Genomic DNA, 21,279 nt, shown 5'->3' with positions numbered 1-21,279 from the left:
GGCGACGGACCGGCCCCGGGCCGCGATCAGCCGAGTTCGCGCCCCAGCTCGTTGTCGATGAAGTCGAACAGCTCGTCCGTGGACGCCTCCGCGAGCAGCAGCCCGGATGCCTCCGCCGCCGGCTCGCTCTCGCCGAGCCGGTTCAACAGGGTCCGCAGCCGGCCCGAGACCGAGGCCCGCACGGACTCGTCGGTGATGCTCGCCACCGCCAACGAGTCCTCGATCCGGTCCAGTTCGGCCAGCACCGCCGCCGCCGGGTCCGGGGCGACCGGGGCCGTGACGACCAGCAGGTGGGCGGCGAGGTCGGCCGGGGTCGGGTAGTCGAAGACGATCGTGATGGGCAGGGTGATCCCGGCCACGATGCCGAGCCGGTTGCGCAGCTCGACCGCCGTCAGCGAGTTGAAGCCCATCTCGTGGAAGGGGCGTTCGGCCGGCACCTCGGCCGCCGAGGAGTGCCCCAGGGTCAGCGCGGCCTCGGTGCACACCAGCTCCACCGCGTGCTCCTCGCGCTCGGCCGGCGACAGCTCCGCCAGCCGCTCGCCCAGGGTCACCGGACGCGCCGCCGGCCCGTCCTCCTCCAGCGCCGGCACGCTCAGCACCGCCACCGGCGTGGTCGGCGCGCCGACCAGCACGTGCGGCAGCCCGGCGGCCAGGGCCCGGTCCAGCAGCCCCAGACCCTCCTCGTGCGAGACCGAACGGAACCCGTCCCGTTCGAAGCGGGCCGTCTCGGCCGCCCCGAGCGCGGCGCCCCGCGCGCTGTCCCGCCACAGGGCCCAGGCCACGGAGGTCGCGGGCAGCCCCTCGGCGGCGCGGCGCACGGCCAGCGCGTCCAGGAAGGCGTTCGCGGCCGCGTGGTTGGCCTGGCCGGGCGAGCCGAAGGTGCCGGTGGTCGAGGACAGCAGCACGAAGGCCGCCAGGTCCGCGTCCCGGGTCAGCTCGTCCAGGTTCCGGGCGCCCTCCGCCTTCGCGGCGAGCACCGCGTCCAGCCGCTCCGGGGTGAGGTTCGCCAGCAGCCCGTTGTCGAGGACCCCGGCCGCGTGCACCACGCCGGTCAGCGGGTGCTCGGCGGGGACCGCGGCCAGCGCGTCGGCGAGCGCCGCGCGGTCGGCCACGTCCACCGCCCGCACCTCGACCGAGGCGCCCAGGGCGGTCAGTTCCTCCCGCAGCTCCGGAGCCCCCGGCGCGTCCGCGCCGGCCCGCCCCGCCAGCACCAGGTGCCGGACGCCGTGCTCGGACACCAGGTGCCGGGCGATCGTCGCCCCCAGCTCACCGGTGCCGCCGGTGACCAGCACCGTGCCCTTCGGGTCCCACTCCGGGGCCGACCCGGACGCGGGCTCGCGCACCCCCGTCACCCGGGGCAGCAGGATCCGCCCGTGCCGGACCGCCGCCCGGTTCTGCCCGGTGGCCAGCACCGCGAGCAGTTCGGGGCCGGTCACCGAGGCGTCCGCGTCCACCAGCAGGATCCGGCCCGCCGACTCGGTCTGCGCCGAGGCCAGCAGCGCCCACGCGGCGGCCGTGTCCGGGTCCACCGCGCCGCCGGCGGTCGTGCCGCCGTCCAGCAGCACGAACAGCGGCCGCTCCGCCAGCTCGTGTGACTCCTGCACCCGGCGCACCAGCTCCAGCGCCGCGTGCGCCGCGCCCGCCCCGGGGGCCAGGCGACGCACCACGGCGTCCACCCGGACGCCCGACGCGATGGTCCCGGCCAGCGTGGCCGCGTCGGCCAGGGACAGGTCCTGCGCGGGCACGTCCGTGCCCCAGGCCGCCCAGTGCGCCGGCCCCGCCGTGCCGACCGTGACCTTCGCCGGCTCCCAGACCGTGTGGGTCAGGGCCGGGCGGGCCGCGACCGGGGCCTCGGGCGCGCTCGACTCCAACCAGTACGAACGGGTCCGGAAGGCGTAGGTGGGCAGCGGGACCCGGCGCGCGCCGGTGCCCTCGTGCACCTTCGCCCAGTCCACGGCGTGGCCGCGGTCGTGGAGCGCGCCCAGGGCCGCCGTCACCGTCTCGGCCTCGTCCCGACCGGCCCGCATCAGCGGGATCGCGACCGTCCGGTCCGGCTGCCCGGTGCCCGTGGCGACCAGACCGCTGAGCACCGCGTCCGGTCCGACCTCCAGGAAGGTGTCCACGCCCTCGGCCTCCAACGCGGTCACCGCGTCGTGGAAGCGGACGGTGTGGCGGAGTTGGTCGGTCCAGTAGGTGGGGGTGCGGTGGTCGGTGTCGGTGGCGGGTTTGCCGGTGAGGGTGGAGATGAGGGGGGTGGTGGGGTGGTGGTAGGTGAGGGTGTTGGCGGTGGTGTGGAGGGTGGGGAGCATTCCGTCCATGTGGGGGGAGTGGAATGCGTGGGAGACGTTGAGTTGGCGGGTTTTGATGCCTTGGTCGTTGAGGGTTTTGGCGATGGTGTGGGCGGTGGTGGTGTCGCCGCTGATGACGGTGTTGGTGGGGGAGTTGAGGGCGGCGATGGTGAGGTGGTGGGTGTGGTTTTGGAGGTGGGGGAGGAGGGTGTTTTCGGGGGCTTGGACGGCGATCATGGTGCCGTGGGTGGGCATGGTCTGCATGAGTCGTGCGCGGGTGGTGACGAGGGTGGCGGCGTCGTGGAGGGTGAGGATGTCGGCGCAGTGGGCGGCGGCGATTTCTCCGATGGAGTGGCCGGTGAGGTAGTCGGGTCGGATGCCCCAGTGGTGGAGGAGTCGGTAGAGGGCGACTTCGAGGGCGAAGAGTGCGGGTTGGGTGTATTGGGTGTCGTCGAGGGCTTCGCCGGTGTGGATGACGTGGCGGAGGGGTTTGTCGAGGTGGGGGTCGAGGGCGTCGATGGCTTCGTCGTAGTGTTTTTTGAAGACGGGGTTGGTGGCGGCGAGGCGGGTGCCCATCTCGATCCGCTGCGCACCCTGACCCGTGAACACGTAGGCCAACTTGCCGCCCGTCGGCGTCCCGGTGGCCGGGGCCGACTCGCCCGCCAGGGCCGTCAGCCGCTCGGCCAACCGCTCCCGCGACTCGCCCGTCAGCGTGGTGCGGTGCGGGTGGTGGGCGCGGGTGGTCGCCAGGCTGAACGCGAGGTCCCGGGCGCTGTGCTCCGGGTACCGCGCGACGTGCTCCGCGAGCCGCGCGGCCTGCGCCGCCACCGCCTCCGGGGTCCGCCCCGACAGGGTCCACGCCACCGGGCCCGCCACGGCCGGCTCCGCGACCGGCGCCGGGCCGGAGCCCTCCGCCGACTCCTCGGCCGGCTCCTCGACGGGCGCCTGCTCCACGATCACGTGCGCGTTCGTGCCGCCGAAACCGAAGGAGGACACGCCCGCGCGACGCGGCCGGCCCGTCTCGGGCCAGGCCCGCTCCTCGGTCAGCAGCTCCACCGCGCCGGCCTCCCAGTCCACCATCGGGGACGGGTTCTCGGCGTGCAGGGTGCGCGGCAGGATCCCGTGCCGGATCGCCTCCACCATCTTGATCACGCCGCCGACGCCGGCCGCGGCCTGCGCGTGCCCGATGTTCGACTTCAGCGAACCGAGGTACAGGGGACGGTCCGCCGGCCGGTCCTGGCCGTAGGTGGCCAGCAGGGCCTGGGCCTCGATCGGGTCGCCCAGACGGGTGCCGGTGCCGTGCGCCTCCACCGTGTCCACGTCCGCCGGCGCCAGCCGCGCGTTCTCCAGCGCCTGCCGGATCACCCGCTCCTGCGCCGGACCGTTCGGGGCGGTCAGGCCGTTGCTCGCGCCGTCCTGGTTGATCGCGCTGCCGCGCAGCACCGCCAGCACCTCGTGCCCGTTGCGCCGCGCGTCCGAGAGCCGCTCCACCAGGAGCAGGCCCACGCCCTCGGCCCAGCCCACGCCGTCCGCCTCGGCCGAGAAGGACCGGCAGCGGCCGTCGGCGGCCAGACCGCGCAGCCGCGAGAACTCCACGAAGGCCACCGGGGTCGACATGACCGTCGCCCCGCCGGCCAGCGCGAGGTCGCACTCGCCGTTGCGCAGCGCGTTCGCCGCCAGGTGCAGGGCCACCAGCGAGGAGGAGCACGCCGTGTCCACCGTCACCGCCGGACCCTCGAACCCGTAGGTGTACGACAGCCGGCCCGAGGCGATGCTGCCCGCGCTGCCGCTGAACAGGTAGCCCTCGAAACCCTCCGAGGGCAGGTGCGGCCGCGATCCGTAGTCGTTGTACATGACACCGGTGAACACGCCGGTGCGCGAACCCCGCAGCGCGTGCGGGTCCACCCCGGCGCTCTCCAGCGTCTCCCACGCCGTCTGCAACAACAGCCGCTGCTGCGGGTCGGCCGCCAGCGCCTCGCGCGGGGCCAGCCCGAAGAACTCGGCGTCAAAACCGTCCGCGTCGTGCAGGAACCCGCCCTCGCGACCGTAGGAGGTGCCCGCCCGGTCCGGGTCCGGGTCGTACAGGTTCTCCAGGTCCCAACCGCGGTTCTCCGGGAACCCGGACACCGCGTCGGTGCCCTCCGTGACCAGCTTCCACAATTCCTCGGGCGAACCGACTCCGCCCGGGTACCGGCAGGCCATGCCCACGATCGCGATCGGCTCGTTCGCCCGGTCCTCGACCTCCCGCAATTGCCGGCGGGCGTCCCGCGCGTCGGCGATGGCCCGCTTGAGGTAGTCCCTGAGCTTGTCCTCGTCCGCCATGATCTCTCTCCAACTCCCCTTCACACACGTGGTCAATGGCCCGGCCCTGAAGTCCGGGGCGGGGCGGCGGCACGCCCTCGGGCCGCCGCCCCACCCCGGACCCGCCGGGATCAGTCGAGCTCGTCCAGGAGCGCGAACAGCTCCTCGTCCGTGGCCTCGTCCAGGTCGTCCTCGACCTGCTCCGCCACGGCGACCGCCGCACCGGCCGCGCTCACGGCCGCCAACAGCTCCCGCAACCGGGCCGCGATCCGCTCCCGCGAACCCTCGTCGCCGGCCGCCTCCTCCAGCCCCGGCCGCATCCGCGCCAGTTCGGACAGCAGCGCCTCGTCGGGAGCGGTCTCCACCACGCCCAACCGCTCCCGCACGTACTCGGCGAGGGCGCCCGGCGTCGGGTGGTCGAAGGCCAGCGTCGCCGGCAGTCGCAGCCCGGTGGCCTTCATCAGGTGGTTGCGCAGCTCCACCGCCGTCAGCGAGTCGAAGCCCAACTCCTGAAGCGCCCGGTCCGCCCCGATCTCGGAGGGGTCGGCGTGCCCGAGCACCCCGGCCACCGAGGACCGCACGAGGTCCAGCAGCATCCGGTCCCGGTCCGCCGGCCGCAGCCCGGCCAGTCGCTCCGCCAGACCCGGCCCGGTCTCGGCCGCGGCCTGCGCCGCCCCGGCCCGCTTCGGCGCCGGACGCACCATCCCCCGCAACAGCGCCGGGATCGGCTCGCCCGAGTTCCGCAGCCCCGCGGTGTCCCACCGGGTCACGGCGAGCACCGCGCGGCCCGTCGCGGGCGCCGCGTCGAACAACGCCATCGCGTCGTCCGTGGCCAGCGGCCGCAGACCCGAACGGGCCAGTCGCCGCAGGTCGGCCTCGGCCAGGTGACCGCTGAGGTCACTGCTCTCGGCCCACAGACCCCAGGCCAGCGAGGTGCCGGCCAGGCCCAGGGCCCGACGGTGCGCGGCCAACGCGTCCAGGAAGGTGTTGCCGGCCGCGTAGTTGGCCTGCCCCGCCGTCCCCAACAGCCCCGCCACGGACGAGTACAGCACGAATGCCTTGAGATCCAGGCCGGCCGTGGCCTCGTGCAGATGCCAGGCCGCGTCCAGCTTCGGTCGCAGCACCCCGTCCAGGCGCTCCGGGGTCAGCGAGGCCACCGTCGTGTCGTCCAACACGCCCGCGGTGTGCACCACGGCCGTCACCGGACGGTCCGCGGGCACCTCGGCCAACAGGGCCGCCACCCGCTCCCGGTCGGTCACGTCGCACGCGGCCACCCGCACCCGGGCACCCGCCTCGGTCAGCTCGGCCGTCAGCTCGGCCGCCCCGGGCGCCTCGGCACCCCGACGGCTCACCAACAGCAGGTCCCTGACCCCCTGCTCGCGCACCAGGTGCCGGGCCAGGACCGCGCCCAGCGCACCCGTCGCACCCGTCACCAGGACCGTGCCGGTGCCCCAGTCGGGGCCCGCCGCGTCCGGGGCCGGCGGCTCCGTCCGCGCCAGTCGCGGCGCCAGCACGGAGCCGGCGCGCACCGCGAGCTGCGGCTCCTCGCCGAGCACCGCCCCCACCGGGAGCGTGCCCTCGGCGTCCAGGTCCACGAGGACCAGCCGGCCCGGGTTCTCCGTCTGCGCGGCCCGCAACAGACCCCACACGGGAGCCTGCGCCACGCCCGGCACCGGGTCCCCGGCGGCCGCGGCCACCGCGCCCCGGGTCACGACCACCAACCGGGAGCCCTCGAACCGCTCCTCGGCCAGCCAGCCGCGCACCGTCGCCAACACGCCGTGCACGCTCGCCCGGGCCCGCTCCGGCAGGTCCGCGCCGCTCGCGGCCCCCGCGTCGGCGGCCTCCAGCACCACCACGGGCGGCAGCGCCGAACCCGCGTCCAGCGCCCCGGCCAGGGCCTCCGGTCCGGCGTGCGACAGGCCGAGCCCGAACCGGGCCGCCTCCCGCTCCCCGCCGAACGCCGCCCACCCGGAGGTGTCGACCGCGCCCGCCGCCGGCAGCGGCGTCCAGTCCACCCCGAACAGGCCGTCCGCGACCCCGCCCGACGCGGCCCGCAGGGCCTCGATCGACAGGGGACGCAGGGCCAGCGCCGCCACCGACAGCACCGGCGCGCCGATGCCGTCCGTCACCTCCAGCGCGTACACCGGGGACTCCGGGTCACCGGAACCCTCCGGCACCAGCCGCACCCGCAGCGAACCCGCGCCCGAGGCCGAGGCCGCGACCCCGGACCAGGAGAAGGGCAGCCAGGCCCGACCCTCGGCGGCGGCCACGCCCGGCAGCAGGGAGTGCAGCGCCGCGTCCAACAGCGCCGGGTGCACTGTGAAGGACTGCGTCTGGGAACGGATCGCCTCACCGGGCGACACCTCCGCGAACAGCTCCCCGGCCGAACCCGTCCACAGCCGCCGCAGGTTGCGGAACGGCTCGCCGTACGCGTACTCGATGGCCTCCAGGCGCTCGTAGGCGCCCGTCAGGTCCACCTCGGTCGCCCCGGCCGGCGGCCAGGCCGCCGAAGCCGCCGGAGCCGGGTCGACGGCGCCCAGTCGACCGTGCGCGTTCAGGGTCCACACCCCGGCCGCGTCCCCGTCGTCGGGCCGCGAGTGCACCCGCAGCTCCCGTCCGCCGGTCGCGTCCGCGGCCGACACCGAGACCTGCACCAGCACCCCGTCCCGCTCGGGCAGGACCAGCGGCGCGGCCAGCGTCAGGTCCTCGACGCCGCCCGCCCCGGAGCGCTCGGCCGCGGTCAGGGCCAGCTCCAGCAGACCCGTCGCCGGCACCAGCACCGTGCCCGCCACCGCGTGCCCGGTCAGCCACCCGTGGGTGTGCCGCGACAGGCGGCCCGTGAACACGTGCTCGTCCCGGTCCGCGAGGGCCACCGAGGCACCCAGCAGCGGGTGCTCGGCCGCGACCAGGCCGAAGCCGGCCGCGTCCCCGGGCGCGCCCTGCGGCGCGTCCAGCCAGTACCGGGCGTGCCGGAACGCGTAGCTCGGCAGGTCCACCCGGACCCCGCCCGGCCACAGCCGGGCCGGGTCCAGCGGCACCCCGCGCTGCGCGAGCCGCGCCAGCGCCGAGACGAACACCGTCGCCTCGGGCCGGCCGCGTCGCAGCGCCGGCAGCAGGGTCCCGGTCTCCGCGCCCTCCAGGCACTCCCGCACCAGGGCCGTCAGCACCCCGTCCGGGCCCAGCTCCAGCCACTCCGTGACCCCGCGCCCGACCAGGGTCCGCACCCCGTCCAGGAAGCGGACGGCCTCGCGGATGTGCCGCGCCCAGTAGTCGGGCGAGGCCAGGTCGGCCGGGTCGGCGATCTCGCCCGTCAGGTTGGAGACGATCGGGATCCGCGGCTCGTGGAAGGTGAGCCCGGCCGCGACCTGCCGGAACTCGTCCAGCACCTCCGCCATGTGCGGGGAGTGGAAGGCGTGGCTGACCGGCAGTCGCTTGACCCGGTTGCCCCGGGCCCGCCACAGCGCGGTCACCGCGTCCACGGCCTCCTCGTCACCCGAGATCACCGTGGAGCGGGGCCCGTTGACCCCCGCGACGACCACGGCGTCACCGTGCTCGACGAGGGTGGCCAGCACCTCCTCCTCGCCCGCCTCGATCGCGGACATCGCCCCGCCCTCGCGGGCCGCCTGCATCAGCCGGCCGCGCTCGGCGACCAGCACGCACGCGTCCGGCAGGTCCAGGACGCCCGCCAGGTGCGCGGCCGTCACCTCGCCGATCGAGTGCCCGAGCAGGAAGTCCGGCTTCAGGCCGTGGTGTTCGGCCAGTCGGAACAGGGCCGTCTCCACCGCGAACAGCGCCGCCTGGGTGAAGGCCGTCTGGTCGATCAGCGCCGAGTCGGCCGAGTCCGCCGGGGCGAACAGCACCTGCTTCAGCGGCCGGACCAGCTCCGGGTCCAGGTGCCGGCAGACCTCGTCGAAGGCCGCCGCGAACACCGGCGAGGACTCGTACAGCTCCCGGCCCATGCCGAGCCGCTGCGAACCCTGACCGGTGAGCAGCACCGCCAGCTTGCCGCGCGTCGGACCGAAGAGCTCCACCAGCAGCCCCGGCGCCGGCGCGTCCTGCGCCAACAGGTCCAGGTTCGCCAGCAGTTCCTCCCGGTCCGCGCCGACCACGACCGCGGTGTGCGAGTGCGTGGCACGGGTGGTCACCAGAGACAGGCCGACGTCCGCCGGCCGCAGCTCCGCGCGGCCCGCGACGTGCTCGCGCAGCCGCAGGGCCTGCGCCCGCAGCGCCTCCTCGCCGCGCGCCGACAGCAGCCAGGCCGTAGCTGGCACGGCCGGTCGGACCGGCTCGGCGGCCGGCGCGGGCTCCGGGTCGCCCTGCTCGATGATCACGTGCGCGTTGGTGCCGCTGATGCCGAAGGAGGAGACGCCCGCACGACGCGGCCGGCCCGTCTCGGGCCAGGCCCGCTCCTCGGCCAACAGCTCCACCGCGCCCGCGTCCCAGTCGATGACCGAGGACGGGTTGTCGGCGTGCAGCGACTTCGGGAGCACCCCGTGCCGCATGGCCTCCACCATCTTGATGATGCCGCCGACGCCGGCCGCGGCCTGCGAGTGCCCGATGTTCGACTTCAGCGAACCCAGGTACAGCGGCAGCTCCTCCGGCCGGTCCTGGCCGTAGGTGGCCAGCAGGGCCTGGGCCTCGATCGGGTCGCCCAGGCGGGTGCCGGTGCCGTGCGCCTCGACGGCGTCCACGTCCGCCGGGGCCAGCCGCGCGCTCTCCAGCGCCTGCCGGATCACCCGCTCCTGCGCCGGACCGTTCGGGGCGGTCAGACCGTTGCTCGCGCCGTCCTGGTTGACGGCGCTGCCGCGCATCACCGCGAGCACCCGGTGCCCGTTCCTCCGCGCGTCCGAGAGCCGCTCCACCAGGAGCAGGCCCACGCCCTCCGACCAGCCCGTGCCCTCGGCCTCGGCCGAGAAGGACCGGCACCGGCCGTCGGGGGACAGGCCGCGCTGGCGCGAGAACTCCACGAACACGCTCGGACCCGCCATCACGGTCACGCCGCCGGCCAGCGCGAGATCGCACTCACCGGTCCGCAGCGCGTTCGCCGCCAAGTGCAGGGCCACCAGCGAGGAGGAGCACGCCGTGTCCACCGTCACCGCCGGACCCTCGAACCCGTAGGTGTACGACAGCCGGCCCGAGACCACGCTGGACAGGTTGCCCGCCAGCAGGAAGCCCTCGTACTCCTCCGGCGCCGCGCTCAGCCGCGTCACGTAGTCGTCGTACATGGCGCCCGTGAACACGCCCGTGCGCGAACCCCGCAGGTCCTCCGGGTCCAGCCCGGCGCTCTCCAGGGTCTCCCACGCCGTCTCCAGCAGCAGGCGGTGCTGCGGGTCCGTCGCGGTCGCCTCACGCGGCGACACCCCGAAGAACTCGCGGTCGAAGAGGTCCGCGTCGTGCAGGAACCCGCCGTGACGCACGTACGAGGTGCCCGTGTGCGCCGGGTCCGGGTGGTGCAGCCGACCCAGGTCCCAGCCGCGGTTGGTCGGGAACTCGCTGATCGCGTCGGTGCCCTCGGACACCAGGCGCCACAGCTCCTCGGGCGAGGACACCCCGCCCGGGTAGCGGCAGGCCATGCCCACGATCGCGATCGGCTCGTCCAGCGCCGCCGACCGCTTGACGCGCCGCGCCGGCGCCGCCTTCGCGGGGTCCGTGACCGCCACCAGCGACAGCAGGTGCTCGGCCAGGGCCTTGGGCGAGGGGTGGTCGAACGCGGCGGTCGCCGACAGCCGCACCCCCGTCGCCTTGTTCAGCCGGTTGCGCAGCTCGACGCCGGCCAGCGAGTCGAAACCGATCTCGTTGAAGGCCCGCGCCGGCTCGATCGTCGAGCCGTCCGCGTGCCCCAGCACGCTCGCGACCGTCTCGCGCACCAGCCCCAACACGGCGCCGGAACGTTCCTCCTCGGGCAGCGCGCCGATCCGCTCCGCCCACGCGCCCGCGTCCCCGCCGGCCGCCGACCGGGCCGCCGCCCGTCGACCGCCCGCGACGCGGAACACCGAGCGCAGCAGCGCCGCCGGAGCCTCCTGCGAGGCCCGCCGCGCCACCGGGTCCAGGTGCACCGGCACCGCCGGCGCGTGGTCCTCGACCACGGCCCGGTCGAACAGCGCCCGACCCGACTCCGGGGTGATCGGCCGCATCCCGGCCCGCGCCCAGCGCGCCAGGTCGGCCTCGCCCAGACCCGCGCCCATGCCCTGCCCGGCGTCCCACAGACCCCAGGCCAGCGAGGTGCCCGGCAGCCCCAGGGCCCGCCGGCGCGCCACCAGGGCGTCCAGGAAGGTGTTGGCCGCCGCGTAGTTCGCCTGCCCCGCCGTACCGGTCAGCCCGGACACCGACGAGAACAGCACGAACGCGGTGAGGGCCGCGTCGGCCGTCAGCTCGTGCAGGTTCCACGCCGCGTCCACCTTCGGCCGCAGCACGCCCGACAGCCGCTCCGCCGTCAGCGCCTCCACCGTCGCGTCGTCCAGCACACCGGCGGTGTGCACCACGCCCGTCAGCGGGTGCTCGGCCGGGATCCCGGCCAGCAGCCCGGCCAGCGCCGCACGGTCGGCCACGTCGCCCGCGGCGATCGTCACCTCCGCCGCGCCCGCCGCCAACAGCTCGGCCCGCAACTCGTCCGCACCCTCGGCGGCCGGACCGCGCCGGCTCACCAACAGCAGCCGCGACACGCCGTGCTCGGCCACCAGGTGCCGCGCGAACAACGCGCCCAGACCACCGGTGCCACCGGTCACCAGGACCGTGCCCTCCGGACCGAAGGCCGGGCCCGTACCGGTACCGGTCGTCGGCGCCTTCACCAGCCGCGGCGCCAGCACGACGCCCCCGCGCACCGCGAGCTGCGGCTCGTCACCGAGCGCCGCCGCCAACGCGGCCTCCCCCTCGGCCGGTTCGGCCACGTCCAACAGGACCAGCCGGTCCGGGTGCTCGGCCTGCGCGGCCCGCACCAGACCCCACACGGGGGCCGCCGCCAGATCCGGCACGTCCTGCCCGACCCCGACGGCCACCGCGCCCCGGGTGCGCAGCACCAGCCGCGCCCGGCCGTAGCCCTCCTCGGCGAGGAACTCCCGCACCAGGTCCAGGACCCGGGCGGTGACCTCGTGGGCCGCCGCGACCGGAGAGTCCCCGGCCGCGACACCGGCCGTCAACTCGTCCACCCGCAGCACCAGCGCGTCGGCCTCCGCCACCGCGTCCGGGCCCGGCAGCGCCCCGCCCGTCAGGACGTGCGCCGCGACCTCGCGGCCCGCCGCCCGCACCGGGGACCACTCCACCGCGTACAGGTGCTCGGCCGCCGGACCGGCGGCGGGCGCCGCCAGGGCCTCGGCCGCGACGGCGCGCAGCGCCAGCGACTCCACCGAGGCCACCGGGTTGCCGGCGCCGTCGCTCAGGGCCAGGGCGTAGGCGTCCCCGCCGAGCGGGGTGATCCGCACCCGCAGCTCGGCCGCGCCCGCCGCGTACAGCTCCGTGCCGCTCCACGCGAACGGCAGCCGGGTCGCGCCGTCACCGGCCGCGTCGGCCGCGTGCAGCACCACCGGGTGCAGCACCGCGTCGAACAGCGCCGGGTGCAGCGCGAAGCGGTCGGCCGCCGCGTCCGGACCCGCCGGCAGCCGCACCTCGGCGAACACCTCGGAGCCCGCGCGCCACATCCGGGTCAGCCCCCGGAAGGACGGCCCGTAGCCGTAGCCCAGCGCCGCCAGCCGGTCGTACACCCCGTCCAGGGGCTCGGCCACCGCGTCCGCCGGCGGCCAGACCTCGGCCTCGGCCACCGGGGCCGGACCGCGCTCGGCCAGCACGCCCGAGACGTGACGCGTCCACGGCTCGGCGTCCGCCGCCGCGCCCGCCGGACGGGCGTGCACGGCGAAGGGCCGCGCCCCGTCGCCCTCGGGGGCGCCCACCGACACCTGCACCCGGGCCGCCCCGTCCAGGGGCAGCCGCAGCGGCGCCTCCAGCGTCAGGTCGGCCACCCGGTCCAGTCCGGTGTGCGCGCCGGCGGCCAGCGCCAGCTCCACGAAGGCGGTGGCGGGCAGCAGCACCGCGTCGCCGATCACGTGATCGGCCAGCCACGGCTGGCCCGCCGCGGAGAGCACGCCGGTCAGCACCAGGTCCTCGCCGCCCGCGATGTCCACCGCGCCGGCCAGCAGCGGGTGCTCGGCCGGGACCAGCCCGAAGGACCGGGCGTCGCCGGCCGCCCGCGCCGGCAGCCAGTGGTGCTCGCGCCGGAACGGGTAGGTGGGCAGGTCCACGACCCGACCACCGGGGAAGAAGGAACCGCCGTCGAGGACCGCGCCGTTGGCCCGGGCCTCGGCCAGCGCCAGCGCCAGGGTGCGGGCCTCGGGCCGACCGGCCCGCAGCAGGGACACGGCGGCCGGCTCGCCCGGGGCCGCGCCCCGGGCCAGCGGCGCGAGCACCGCGTCCGGACCCAGCTCCACGAAGACCGTCGCCCCGTGCGCGGAGAGCTCGCGGACGGCGTCGGCGAAGCGGACCGCCTCCCGGATCTGCCCGGCCCAGTAGTCGGGCGAGGCCAGGGTGTCGGCGTCGGCGGGCCGACCCGTCACGGTGGAGATCAGCGGCAGCACCGGCGGGTGGTAGGCCACCTCGGCCGCGACCTCGCGGAACGCGAGAACGGCCTCGTCCATGTGCGGGGAGTGGAAGGCGTGGCTGACGGTGAGCCGCTTGACCCGCCGGCCCTCGGCCTTCAGCCGGCCCGCGAGCTCCTCGGCCGCGTCCTCGTCGCCGGAGATCACGGCGGAGGTGGGGCCGTTGTACGCGGCGACCGCGAGCCGGCCCGGGTACTCGGCCACCAGCGGCGCCAGCTCCTCCTCCGAGGACTCCACGGCGATCATCGCGCCCCCGGCGCGGGCCGCCTCCATGAACCGGCCGCGCGCGGACACCAGCCGGGCCGCGTCGGCCAGGGAGAACACCCCGGCGCAGTGCGCGGCGGCCAGCTCGCCGATCGAGTGACCGGCCACCAGGTCGGGCCGCAGCCCGTGGTGCTCGGCCAGCCGGAACAGGGCCACCTCGACGGCGAACAGCGCCGGCTGGGTGTAGGCGGTGCGGTGCAGCAGCGCCGCGTCCGCGGCCTCGGTCGCGTCCTCGGCGTCCGCGGCGGCGAACATCACCGCGCGCAGCGGGCGCTCCAGGTGCGCGTCGAAGGCCGCCGTCACCTCGTCGAGGGCGGCCGCGAACACCTCGTTCGTCGCGTACAGCTCGGCGCCCATGCCGTGGCGCTGCGCGCCCTGGCCGGTGAACAGGAAGGCGGTGCGGCCCGCGGCCCCGGCGTCCCCGAGCACCAGCGAGACGTCCTCGCGGTCCTCGGCCAGCGCCGTCAGACCCCGGGTCAGCTCGGCCCCGTCGGCCGCGACCACGGCGGCCCGACGCGGCAGCGCCGTGCGCGTGGTCGCCAGCGAGAAGCCCAGATCGCGCACGGAGACCGCGCCCGAACCCAGCAGCTCCACGAGCTGCGCGGCCCGCTCCCGCAGGGCCTCCGGGTCGGCGGCCGACAGCGGGAAGGCGACCGGCGCGTCGAAGACCGCGGGCTCCTCGGCCGGGGCCTGGAGCGGCGCCTCCTCGACCTGCTCCAGGATCACGTGCGCGTTGGTGCCGCTGATCCCGAAGGAGGAGACGGCGGCGCGGCGCGGACGGTCCGCCTCGGGCCAGTCCCGACGCTCGGTCAGCAGCTCCAGACCGCCCGCCGACCAGTCCACCATCGGGGTCGGGGAGTCCACGTGCAGGGTCTGCGGCAGCACCCCGTGGCGCAGCGCCTGCACCATCTTGATCACGCCGCCCACGCCGGCCGCGGCCTGCGTGTGCCCGATGTTCGACTTCAGCGAACCGAGCAGCACCGGCCGGTCCTCGGCCCGGTCCCGCCCGTACGTGGCCAGCAGGGCCTGCGCCTCGATCGGGTCGCCCAGGCGGGTGCCGGTGCCGTGCGCCTCGACGGCGTCCACGTCGCCGGCGCCCAGACCCGCGTCGGCCAGGGCCTGCCGGATGACCTGCTCCTGCGCCGGGCCGTTCGGGGCGGTCAGGCCGTTGCTCGCGCCGTCCTGGTTGATGGCGGTGCCCCGGATCACGGCGAGCACGCGGTGCCCGTTGCGCCGCGCGTCCGAGAGCCGCTCCACGACCAGCAGGCCCACGCCCTCGGCCCAGGAGGTGCCGTCGGCGGTGGAGGAGAAGGACTTCGAGCGGCCGTCGGCGGCCAGGCCGCGCTGCCGGGAGAACTCGGTGAACATGCCCGGCGAGGACATCACCGTGGCGCCGCCCGCGATGGCCAGCGTGCTCTCGCCCGACCGCAGCGAACGCACCGCCAGGTGCAGCGCGGTCAGCGAGGAGGAGCAGGCGGTGTCCACGGTCAGCGCCGGACCGACCAGGCCCAGCTGGTAGGCGATCCGGCCGGACATCACGCTCGGGGTGGTGCCGGTCAGCAGGTGGCCCTCGACGCTCTCGGGCGCGTCCTGCATCCGGGGCCCGTAGTCCAGCGCGGTGGCGCCCACGAACACCCCGGCCCGGCTGCCGCGCAGCGCGTCGGCGTCGAGCCCGGCCCGCTCCACCGCCTCCCAGGCGGTCTCCAGCAGCAGCCGCTGCTGCGGGTCCATGGCCAGCGCCTCGCGCGGGGAGATCCCGAAGAAGCCGTGGTCGAACAGGGCCGCGTCGTGCAGGAACCCGCCCGAACGCACGGTGCTGTGACCGCCGCGGCTCGGGTCCGCGTCGTACAGGTCCGGGTCCCAACCGCGGTCGGTGGGGAAGCCGGAGATCGCGTCGGTGCCCTCGGACACCAGCCGCCACAGGTCCTCGGGCGAGGCCACCCCGCCCGGGTAACGGCAGGCCATGCCGATGATCGCGATCGGCTCGTCGGCCTCGACCGGGCCGCGCGCGACGAGCGCCTCGTCCTCGGCCGGCCCGGCGATCAGGGTGTTCAGGTGCGCGGCCAGCAGGGCCGCCGTGGGGTGGTCGAAGAGCAGACCGCTCGCCAGCCGCAGCCCCAGGGCCTCGGCCAGCGCGTCGCGCAGCTCCACCGACATCAGCGAGTCGAAGCCGAGCTCCTTGAACGGGGTGTGCAGCGGCACGGGCCGGTCCGCCCCGTACTCCAGCACCGCCGCCACCCGCGCCGTCACCAGCGCCGTCACGTCCGTGCCCACCGGCGTCCGGGCCGCGCGCGGGGTCTCGACCGGGGCCTCGATCACGGCCTCGGGGGCCGCCGTCGCCGTGCGCGCCGTGCCCGAGACCCAGTACCGCTCGCGCTGGAACGCGTACGTCGGCAGGGCCACCCGCGGCTCGGACGCGCTCGCGCCCAGCGCCGCCGCCCAGTCCACCGCCACGCCCCGCGCGAAGACCGAGGCCAGCGCGGACACCAGGGTCCGCGACTCCGGCCGGCCGCGCCGCAGCGCGGACACCGCGACCGCGTCGCCCGAGGCCCCGTCGCGCACCATCGCCGAGAGGACCCCGTCCGGGCCCAGCTCCAGGAAGGTCCCGGCGCCGGCCGCCTCCAGGGCGCGCACGGTGTCGAGGAAGCGCACCGGCCGGCGCACCTGCTCCACCCAGTACTCCACCCGCGTCCACGCCTCGGCCGCGCTCTCGCCCGTCACCGAGGAGACGGTCTCGAACTCGGGCTCGTTCAGCTCCAGTTCGGCCACCACGGCACGGAACTCGTCGAGCATCGGCTCCATCAGCGGCGAGTGGAAGGCGTGCGAGACCGTCAGGCGCTTCGTGCGCCGACCGGCCTCCTTCAGCCGCTCGGCCACCGCCAGCGCCGGCGCCTCGGCGCCGGAGACCACCACCGCGCGGGGCCCGTTGACGGCCGCGACACCCACGGTGTCCGCGCCCTCGGGCAGCTCGGCCAGGGCCGCCAGGACCTCGGCCTCTTCGGCCTCCACGGCGATCATGGCCCCGCCCGCGGGCAGCGCCTGCATCAGCCGGCCGCGCGCCGCGACCAGCCGGGCCGCGTCCGCCAGCGAGAACACCCCGGCCACGTGGGCCGCCGCGATCTCGCCGATCGAGTGCCCCGCCACCAGCTCGGGCCGCACCCCCCAGGACTCCACCAGCCGGTACAGGGCCACCTCGACCGCGAACAGCGCGGGCTGGGTGTACCCCGTCTCGTCCAGGCCCTCGCCCGAGGCGATCACCTCGGCCAGCGGACGCTCCAGGTGCGGGTCCAGGGCCGCGCACGCCGCGTCGAAGGCGGCGGCGAACTCCGGGTGCCGCTCGCGGAGCTCCAGGCCCATGCCGACGCGCTGGGCGCCCTGGCCGGTGAACAGCACGGCCAGTCGCGCCGCCGGCGCGGGCACGCCCGTGACCAGGTCGGCGGCCGGCTCGCCGGCGGCCAGCGCGGCCAGCGCCGCGTCCGTGCCCGCCGTCGCGTCGGCGCCCGCCAGGACCACCGCGCGGTGCTCGAAGACGGTCCGGGAGGTGGCCAGCGCCCGTGCCGCCGCGTGGGTGCCGGGGGCGTCCTCGGCGGCCAGCGCCGCGCGCAGCCGCTCGCCCTGCGCCCGCAGCGCGGCCGGGGTCCGGCCCGAGACCACCAGCGGCACCACGCAGGACAGGTCCTCGCTGGTGTCCGGGCCCGGCGCGTCGAGACCGGTGCCCGCCGGCGCCTGCGCCAGCACCACGTGCGCGTTCGTGCCGCCCATGCCGAACGAGGAGACACCGGCGACGAGTTCGGCCTGCGGAGCGGGCCACTCCCGGGCCTTGTCGGCCACGGTCAGGCCCAGCTCCGCGAAGGGGATCTCCGGGTTCGGGGTCTCGAAGTTCAGGCTCGCGGGGATGGTCCGGTGCGCCAGCGCCAGCAGGGTCTTGACCAGACCGACGATGCCGGCCGCGCCCTCCAGGTGGCCCACGTTCGTCTTGACCGAGCCCACCACGAGCGGGGTCTGGGCCGGGCGGCCCGCGCCGAGCACCGCGCCGAGCGCGGCGGCCTCGATCGGGTCGCCGACCGGGGTGCCGGTGCCGTGCAGCTCCACGTACTGCACGGCCGAGGGGTCGACCCCGGCCTTCGCGTACGCCTCGCGCAGCACCCGCTCCTGGGTCGCGCCGCCCGGCACCGTCAGCCCGGGGGTGGCGCCGTCGTTGTTGACGGCGCTGCCCCGGATCACGCCGTACACGCGGTCCCCGTCGGCCAGGGCCGCGGCCAGCGGCTTGAGGACCACGACCGCGCCGCCCTCGCCGCGCACGAAGCCGTTCGCGCGGGCGTCGAAGGCGTAGGTGGTGCCGTCGGGGGAGACCCCGCCGAAGCGCTCCTGGGCCACCGCGCTCTCGGCCAGGATGTTCAGGTTGACGCCCGCGACCAGCGCCGCGTCCGACTCCCCGCGCCGCAGGGACTCGGCGGCCAGGTGCACCGCCACCAGCGAGGAGGACTGGGCGGAGTCCACGGTCAGGCTCGGGCCGTGCAGCCCCAGGTGATAGGAGACCCGGTTGGCGATGACGCCCCGGTTCACGCCCGCCATCGTGTGCTGGGTGACGGCCCGTTCGCCGTGCTGGTGCAGCAGGGCGGCGTAGTCGTCGCGCAGGGTGCCCACGAACACGGCGGTCCGGGTGCCGCGCAGGCTCGCGGGCACGATGCCGGCGTCCTCCAGGGCCTCCCAGGCCAGTTCGAGGACCATCCGCTGCTGCGGGTCCATCACCACGGCCTCGCGCGGCGAGACCCCGAAGAAGGCGGCGTCGAAGGTGTCGACCCGGTCCAGGAACCCACCGCGGCGCTTGCCCGCCGTGCTGTCGGCCGGCGCGGGATCGCCCGAGGCCGACACCCACCGGCCCTCGGGGACTTCGGTGACGCCGTCGGCGCCGGAGGACAGCAGGGACCAGAAGGCCCCGAGACCGTCGGCGCCGGGGAGGCGAGCGGACATGCCGACGACCGCGATGGGCCCCTCGACGCCACCGGGCTCAACGGCACTGGGGGATTGGCTCTGATTGCTCATCGCGCTCGACTGCCCTTTCCAGATCATTTAGCGACCGCACGGACCGGTGCGTGAAAGCCCCGGAGACAACACCCGCAGATGGTATGCAGCCGGTCCTCTCGGTCATCTCAGTTCCCGTCCACCGGTCGGTAATCGGCCGGCGCGGCCCGATGAGAGCGGGTCATTACCCGGGGGTGGACAGCGAAGGATTTTCACCCAATAGCGTCTGGCTCACCGATTGATCGACACCGATCAGCGCAGCGATTCAGCAGTGAAAGAAGGTCGAATCCCGTCATGACGCAGCTCACCAACGACGTGGAAAAGCACACCGCCCTCTACGTGGAGGCATTCAACGCCGGCGACTTCGACAAGGTCGACAGCTTCTACACCGAGGAGGCCGTCGCCGTCTGGGAGCCCGGCCAGCCGCTCACCGGTGACGCCCGCCGCGAGTACGCCCGCGAGTTCTTCAAGAACAAGCCCAAGATGACGGCCGTCCCGCGCGAGTCCTACGTCACCGGGGACACCGCCCTCCTCATCGTCGACTGGACCATCGACACGGTCGACGAGAACGGCGAGCCCGAGCACCTCTCCGGCGTCGGCGTCGACGTGCTGCGCCTGGGCGAGGACAACGTGTGGCGCTACGCGATCGACGACCCGTACGGCCAGGAAGCCTGAGCCTGAGCCGGCCCGGGGGCGCAGGCCCCCGCGCACCGACCGGCGGGTCCTCGTCCAGCACGTCCCAGAACACCGACAGTCGGGCGACCGGGTGCCGCCGCGCACCCGCCGCCCTCGCAGTACCCGGGGGAGCAGAACCGATGCAGGTCCGCACCAGACCGACGCGCCGCACCGTCCTCAAGGCGGCCGGTGCCACGGCGGTCGCCGCCTCGGCGGTGGTCACCGCGACGGCACCCGCCGTCGCCGACGCCACCGGTGAGACGGCGGAGGACGCGGCGTACGACGTCATCGTGATCGGCGCCGGCTTCGCCGGGATCACGGCCGCCCGCGAACTGCGGGCCCAGGGCAACCGCGTGTTGGTGCTCGAGGCCCGTGACCGCGTCGGCGGTCGGACCTGGACGGCCACCCACGCCGGACACCTGATCGAGCGCGGCGGCACCTGGGTGGAACCCACCCAGCCGCACGTGGGTGCCGAGCTCGCCCGGTACAACCTGGAACTGGAGGAGGACCTGCCGGTCGACCGGGTCGTGTTCCCGACCCCGACCGGACCGTCGGCCTTCACCCCGGATGACGGCTTCGCCCGCATGGGCGCGGTCTTCACCCGGATCTTCGACGGCACCCGCACCTATTTCGAGAAGCCCTTCGAACCGCTGTACCGGGCCGACCTCCTGGCGAGCCTGGACAAGCTCACCCTGCGCGACCGCCTGGACCAACTCGCCCTCACCCCGGCCGAGGAACTCCTGGTCAACGGCCAGACCGCCGTCTACTCCGGCGGTTCCAGCGCGGTCGGCTCGTTCACCCACTTCGCCCAGTGGTGGGCGCTGGCCGGGCACAACGACGCCGGCTGGAACGACACGATGCGGTGGCGCGTCAAGAAGGGCACCTCCGCCCTGCTGAACGCGATGATCGCGGAGGGTCGGCCCACCATCAAGCTCAACAGCCCGGTGGCCTCGGTCACCGACACCGGGCAACGCGTGCACGTGCGGCTCACCTCCGGGGTCACGTACAACGCCCCGCGGGCGGTCGTCGCCATCCCCGCCAACCTGTGGCCCGGCATCAAGTTCTCCCCGAGCCTGCCGCCGGCGCTCACCACCGGCGGGACCCAGGGCCTGGCCGTCAGGAACGCCGTGAAACTGTGGATCCACGCGGCCAAGGGACAGGGCCGGGTGTACGGACAGGGCGCCGAGACCGGAACCCCCATCTCGCTGCTCCTGCCCTTCAAGGAGACCGCGCAGGGCATGCTCTACGTGGGCTTCAGCACCGACCCCACCCTCGACCACACCAGCGTCCCGCAGGTCGAGGCCGCCGTGCGCAAGCTCGGCGTGGACCTCGACATCATCGGCCTGTTCAACCACGACTGGGGCAACGACCCCTACGCGGGCGGCGGCTGGACCTACCGCAAGCCGGGTCAGCTCACCACGCTCTACCCGGAGATCACCAACCCCAAGGGCCGGCTCGCGTTCGCCAGCGGCGACGCCGCCAACGGCTGGAGCGGCTACATCGACGGCGCCATCGAATCCGGGCTCCGCGCGGCCCGGCAGATCGCCGCCATGTGACCGGGGGCGGCCCCGGCCGCCCCGCCGCGCCCGCACCACCCCACCACGACGCGTCGCACCGCACCCGCGTCGACGCGCACCCACCCGAGACCGAAAGGCACGACCTCGTCATGTCCTACACCTTCACCGTCCCGTTCGACCCGGCCAAGCCTGACCTCACCGCGGACCACGACACCCAGAACGAGATCTTCCTCCAGGTCTTCAACACCGGCGACGGCGCCCTGTTCGACAGCCTGTACCTCGAGGACTCGATCTCGAACTTCTCCGGTGCCCCGCTGACCGGCGAGGCCCGCCTGGCCTTCTTCAAGGAGTTCCTGGCCACCAAGCCCGACCTCAAGGCCACCCTCACCCACGCCTACGTGGCCGGCGACGTGGCCCTGATCGGCGTCGAGTACGCCATCGACACCGTGGGCCCCGACGGCAAGCCGCTGCACCTGGCCGGCGTCTGCACCGACGTGCTGCGCCTGCAGGAGGACGGCCGCTGGCTCATGTCCATCGACCGTCCGGTCGCCGCCAACGGCCTGGTCGCCGAGTAACACCGGGCACCACCGTCTCTCGTCCGCACGGCCGCGCCCCCCGGCCCCC

General features: G+C 75.5%; 5 protein-coding genes. 3 read left to right on the top strand and 2 right to left on the bottom strand.

Features of this window, described 5'->3' with window-relative positions; translation table 11 throughout:
- Positions 1–26: 26 nt before the first annotated feature.
- Together ACN20G_RS01175 and ACN20G_RS01170 are read right to left on the bottom strand one after the other, a co-directional pair.
- Positions 27–4,613 (bottom strand): type I polyketide synthase, encoded by a 4,587-nt coding sequence (locus tag ACN20G_RS01175; RefSeq protein WP_424215319.1) that lies wholly within the window; start codon positions 4,611–4,613, stop codon positions 27–29.
- 107 nt (positions 4,614–4,720) lie between these two features.
- Positions 4,721–18,484, bottom strand: coding sequence for an SDR family NAD(P)-dependent oxidoreductase (locus tag ACN20G_RS01170; protein WP_424210806.1), 13,764 nt, complete (start codon positions 18,482–18,484; stop codon positions 4,721–4,723).
- A 273-nt stretch (positions 18,485–18,757) separates the two neighbouring features.
- Here ACN20G_RS01170 and ACN20G_RS01165 point away from each other — a divergent pair, with 273 nt between their 5' ends.
- From ACN20G_RS01165 to ACN20G_RS01155, 3 genes are all read left to right on the top strand, one after another.
- The gene (locus ACN20G_RS01165; RefSeq protein ID WP_424210805.1) at positions 18,758–19,138 is read left to right on the top strand and encodes a YybH family protein; all 381 of its coding nucleotides are present in this window, start codon (positions 18,758–18,760) and stop codon (positions 19,136–19,138) included.
- 140 nt (positions 19,139–19,278) lie between these two features.
- A complete protein-coding gene (locus tag ACN20G_RS01160; protein WP_424210804.1) occupies positions 19,279–20,694 on the top strand; it encodes a flavin monoamine oxidase family protein in 1,416 nt (471 codons plus the stop codon).
- 110 nt (positions 20,695–20,804) lie between these two features.
- Positions 20,805–21,230 (top strand): YybH family protein, encoded by a 426-nt coding sequence (locus ACN20G_RS01155; RefSeq protein ID WP_424210803.1) that lies wholly within the window; start codon positions 20,805–20,807, stop codon positions 21,228–21,230.
- Positions 21,231–21,279 lie beyond the last annotated feature (49 nt).

Source organism: Streptomyces dryopteridis (genome assembly GCF_049606955.1).
In the GTDB taxonomy this organism is placed as follows: Bacteria; Actinomycetota; Actinomycetes; order Streptomycetales; family Streptomycetaceae; genus Streptomyces.
The sequence above is the reverse complement of the archived record's forward strand: the minus strand, read 5'-3'. Positions and strand labels throughout refer to the sequence as shown.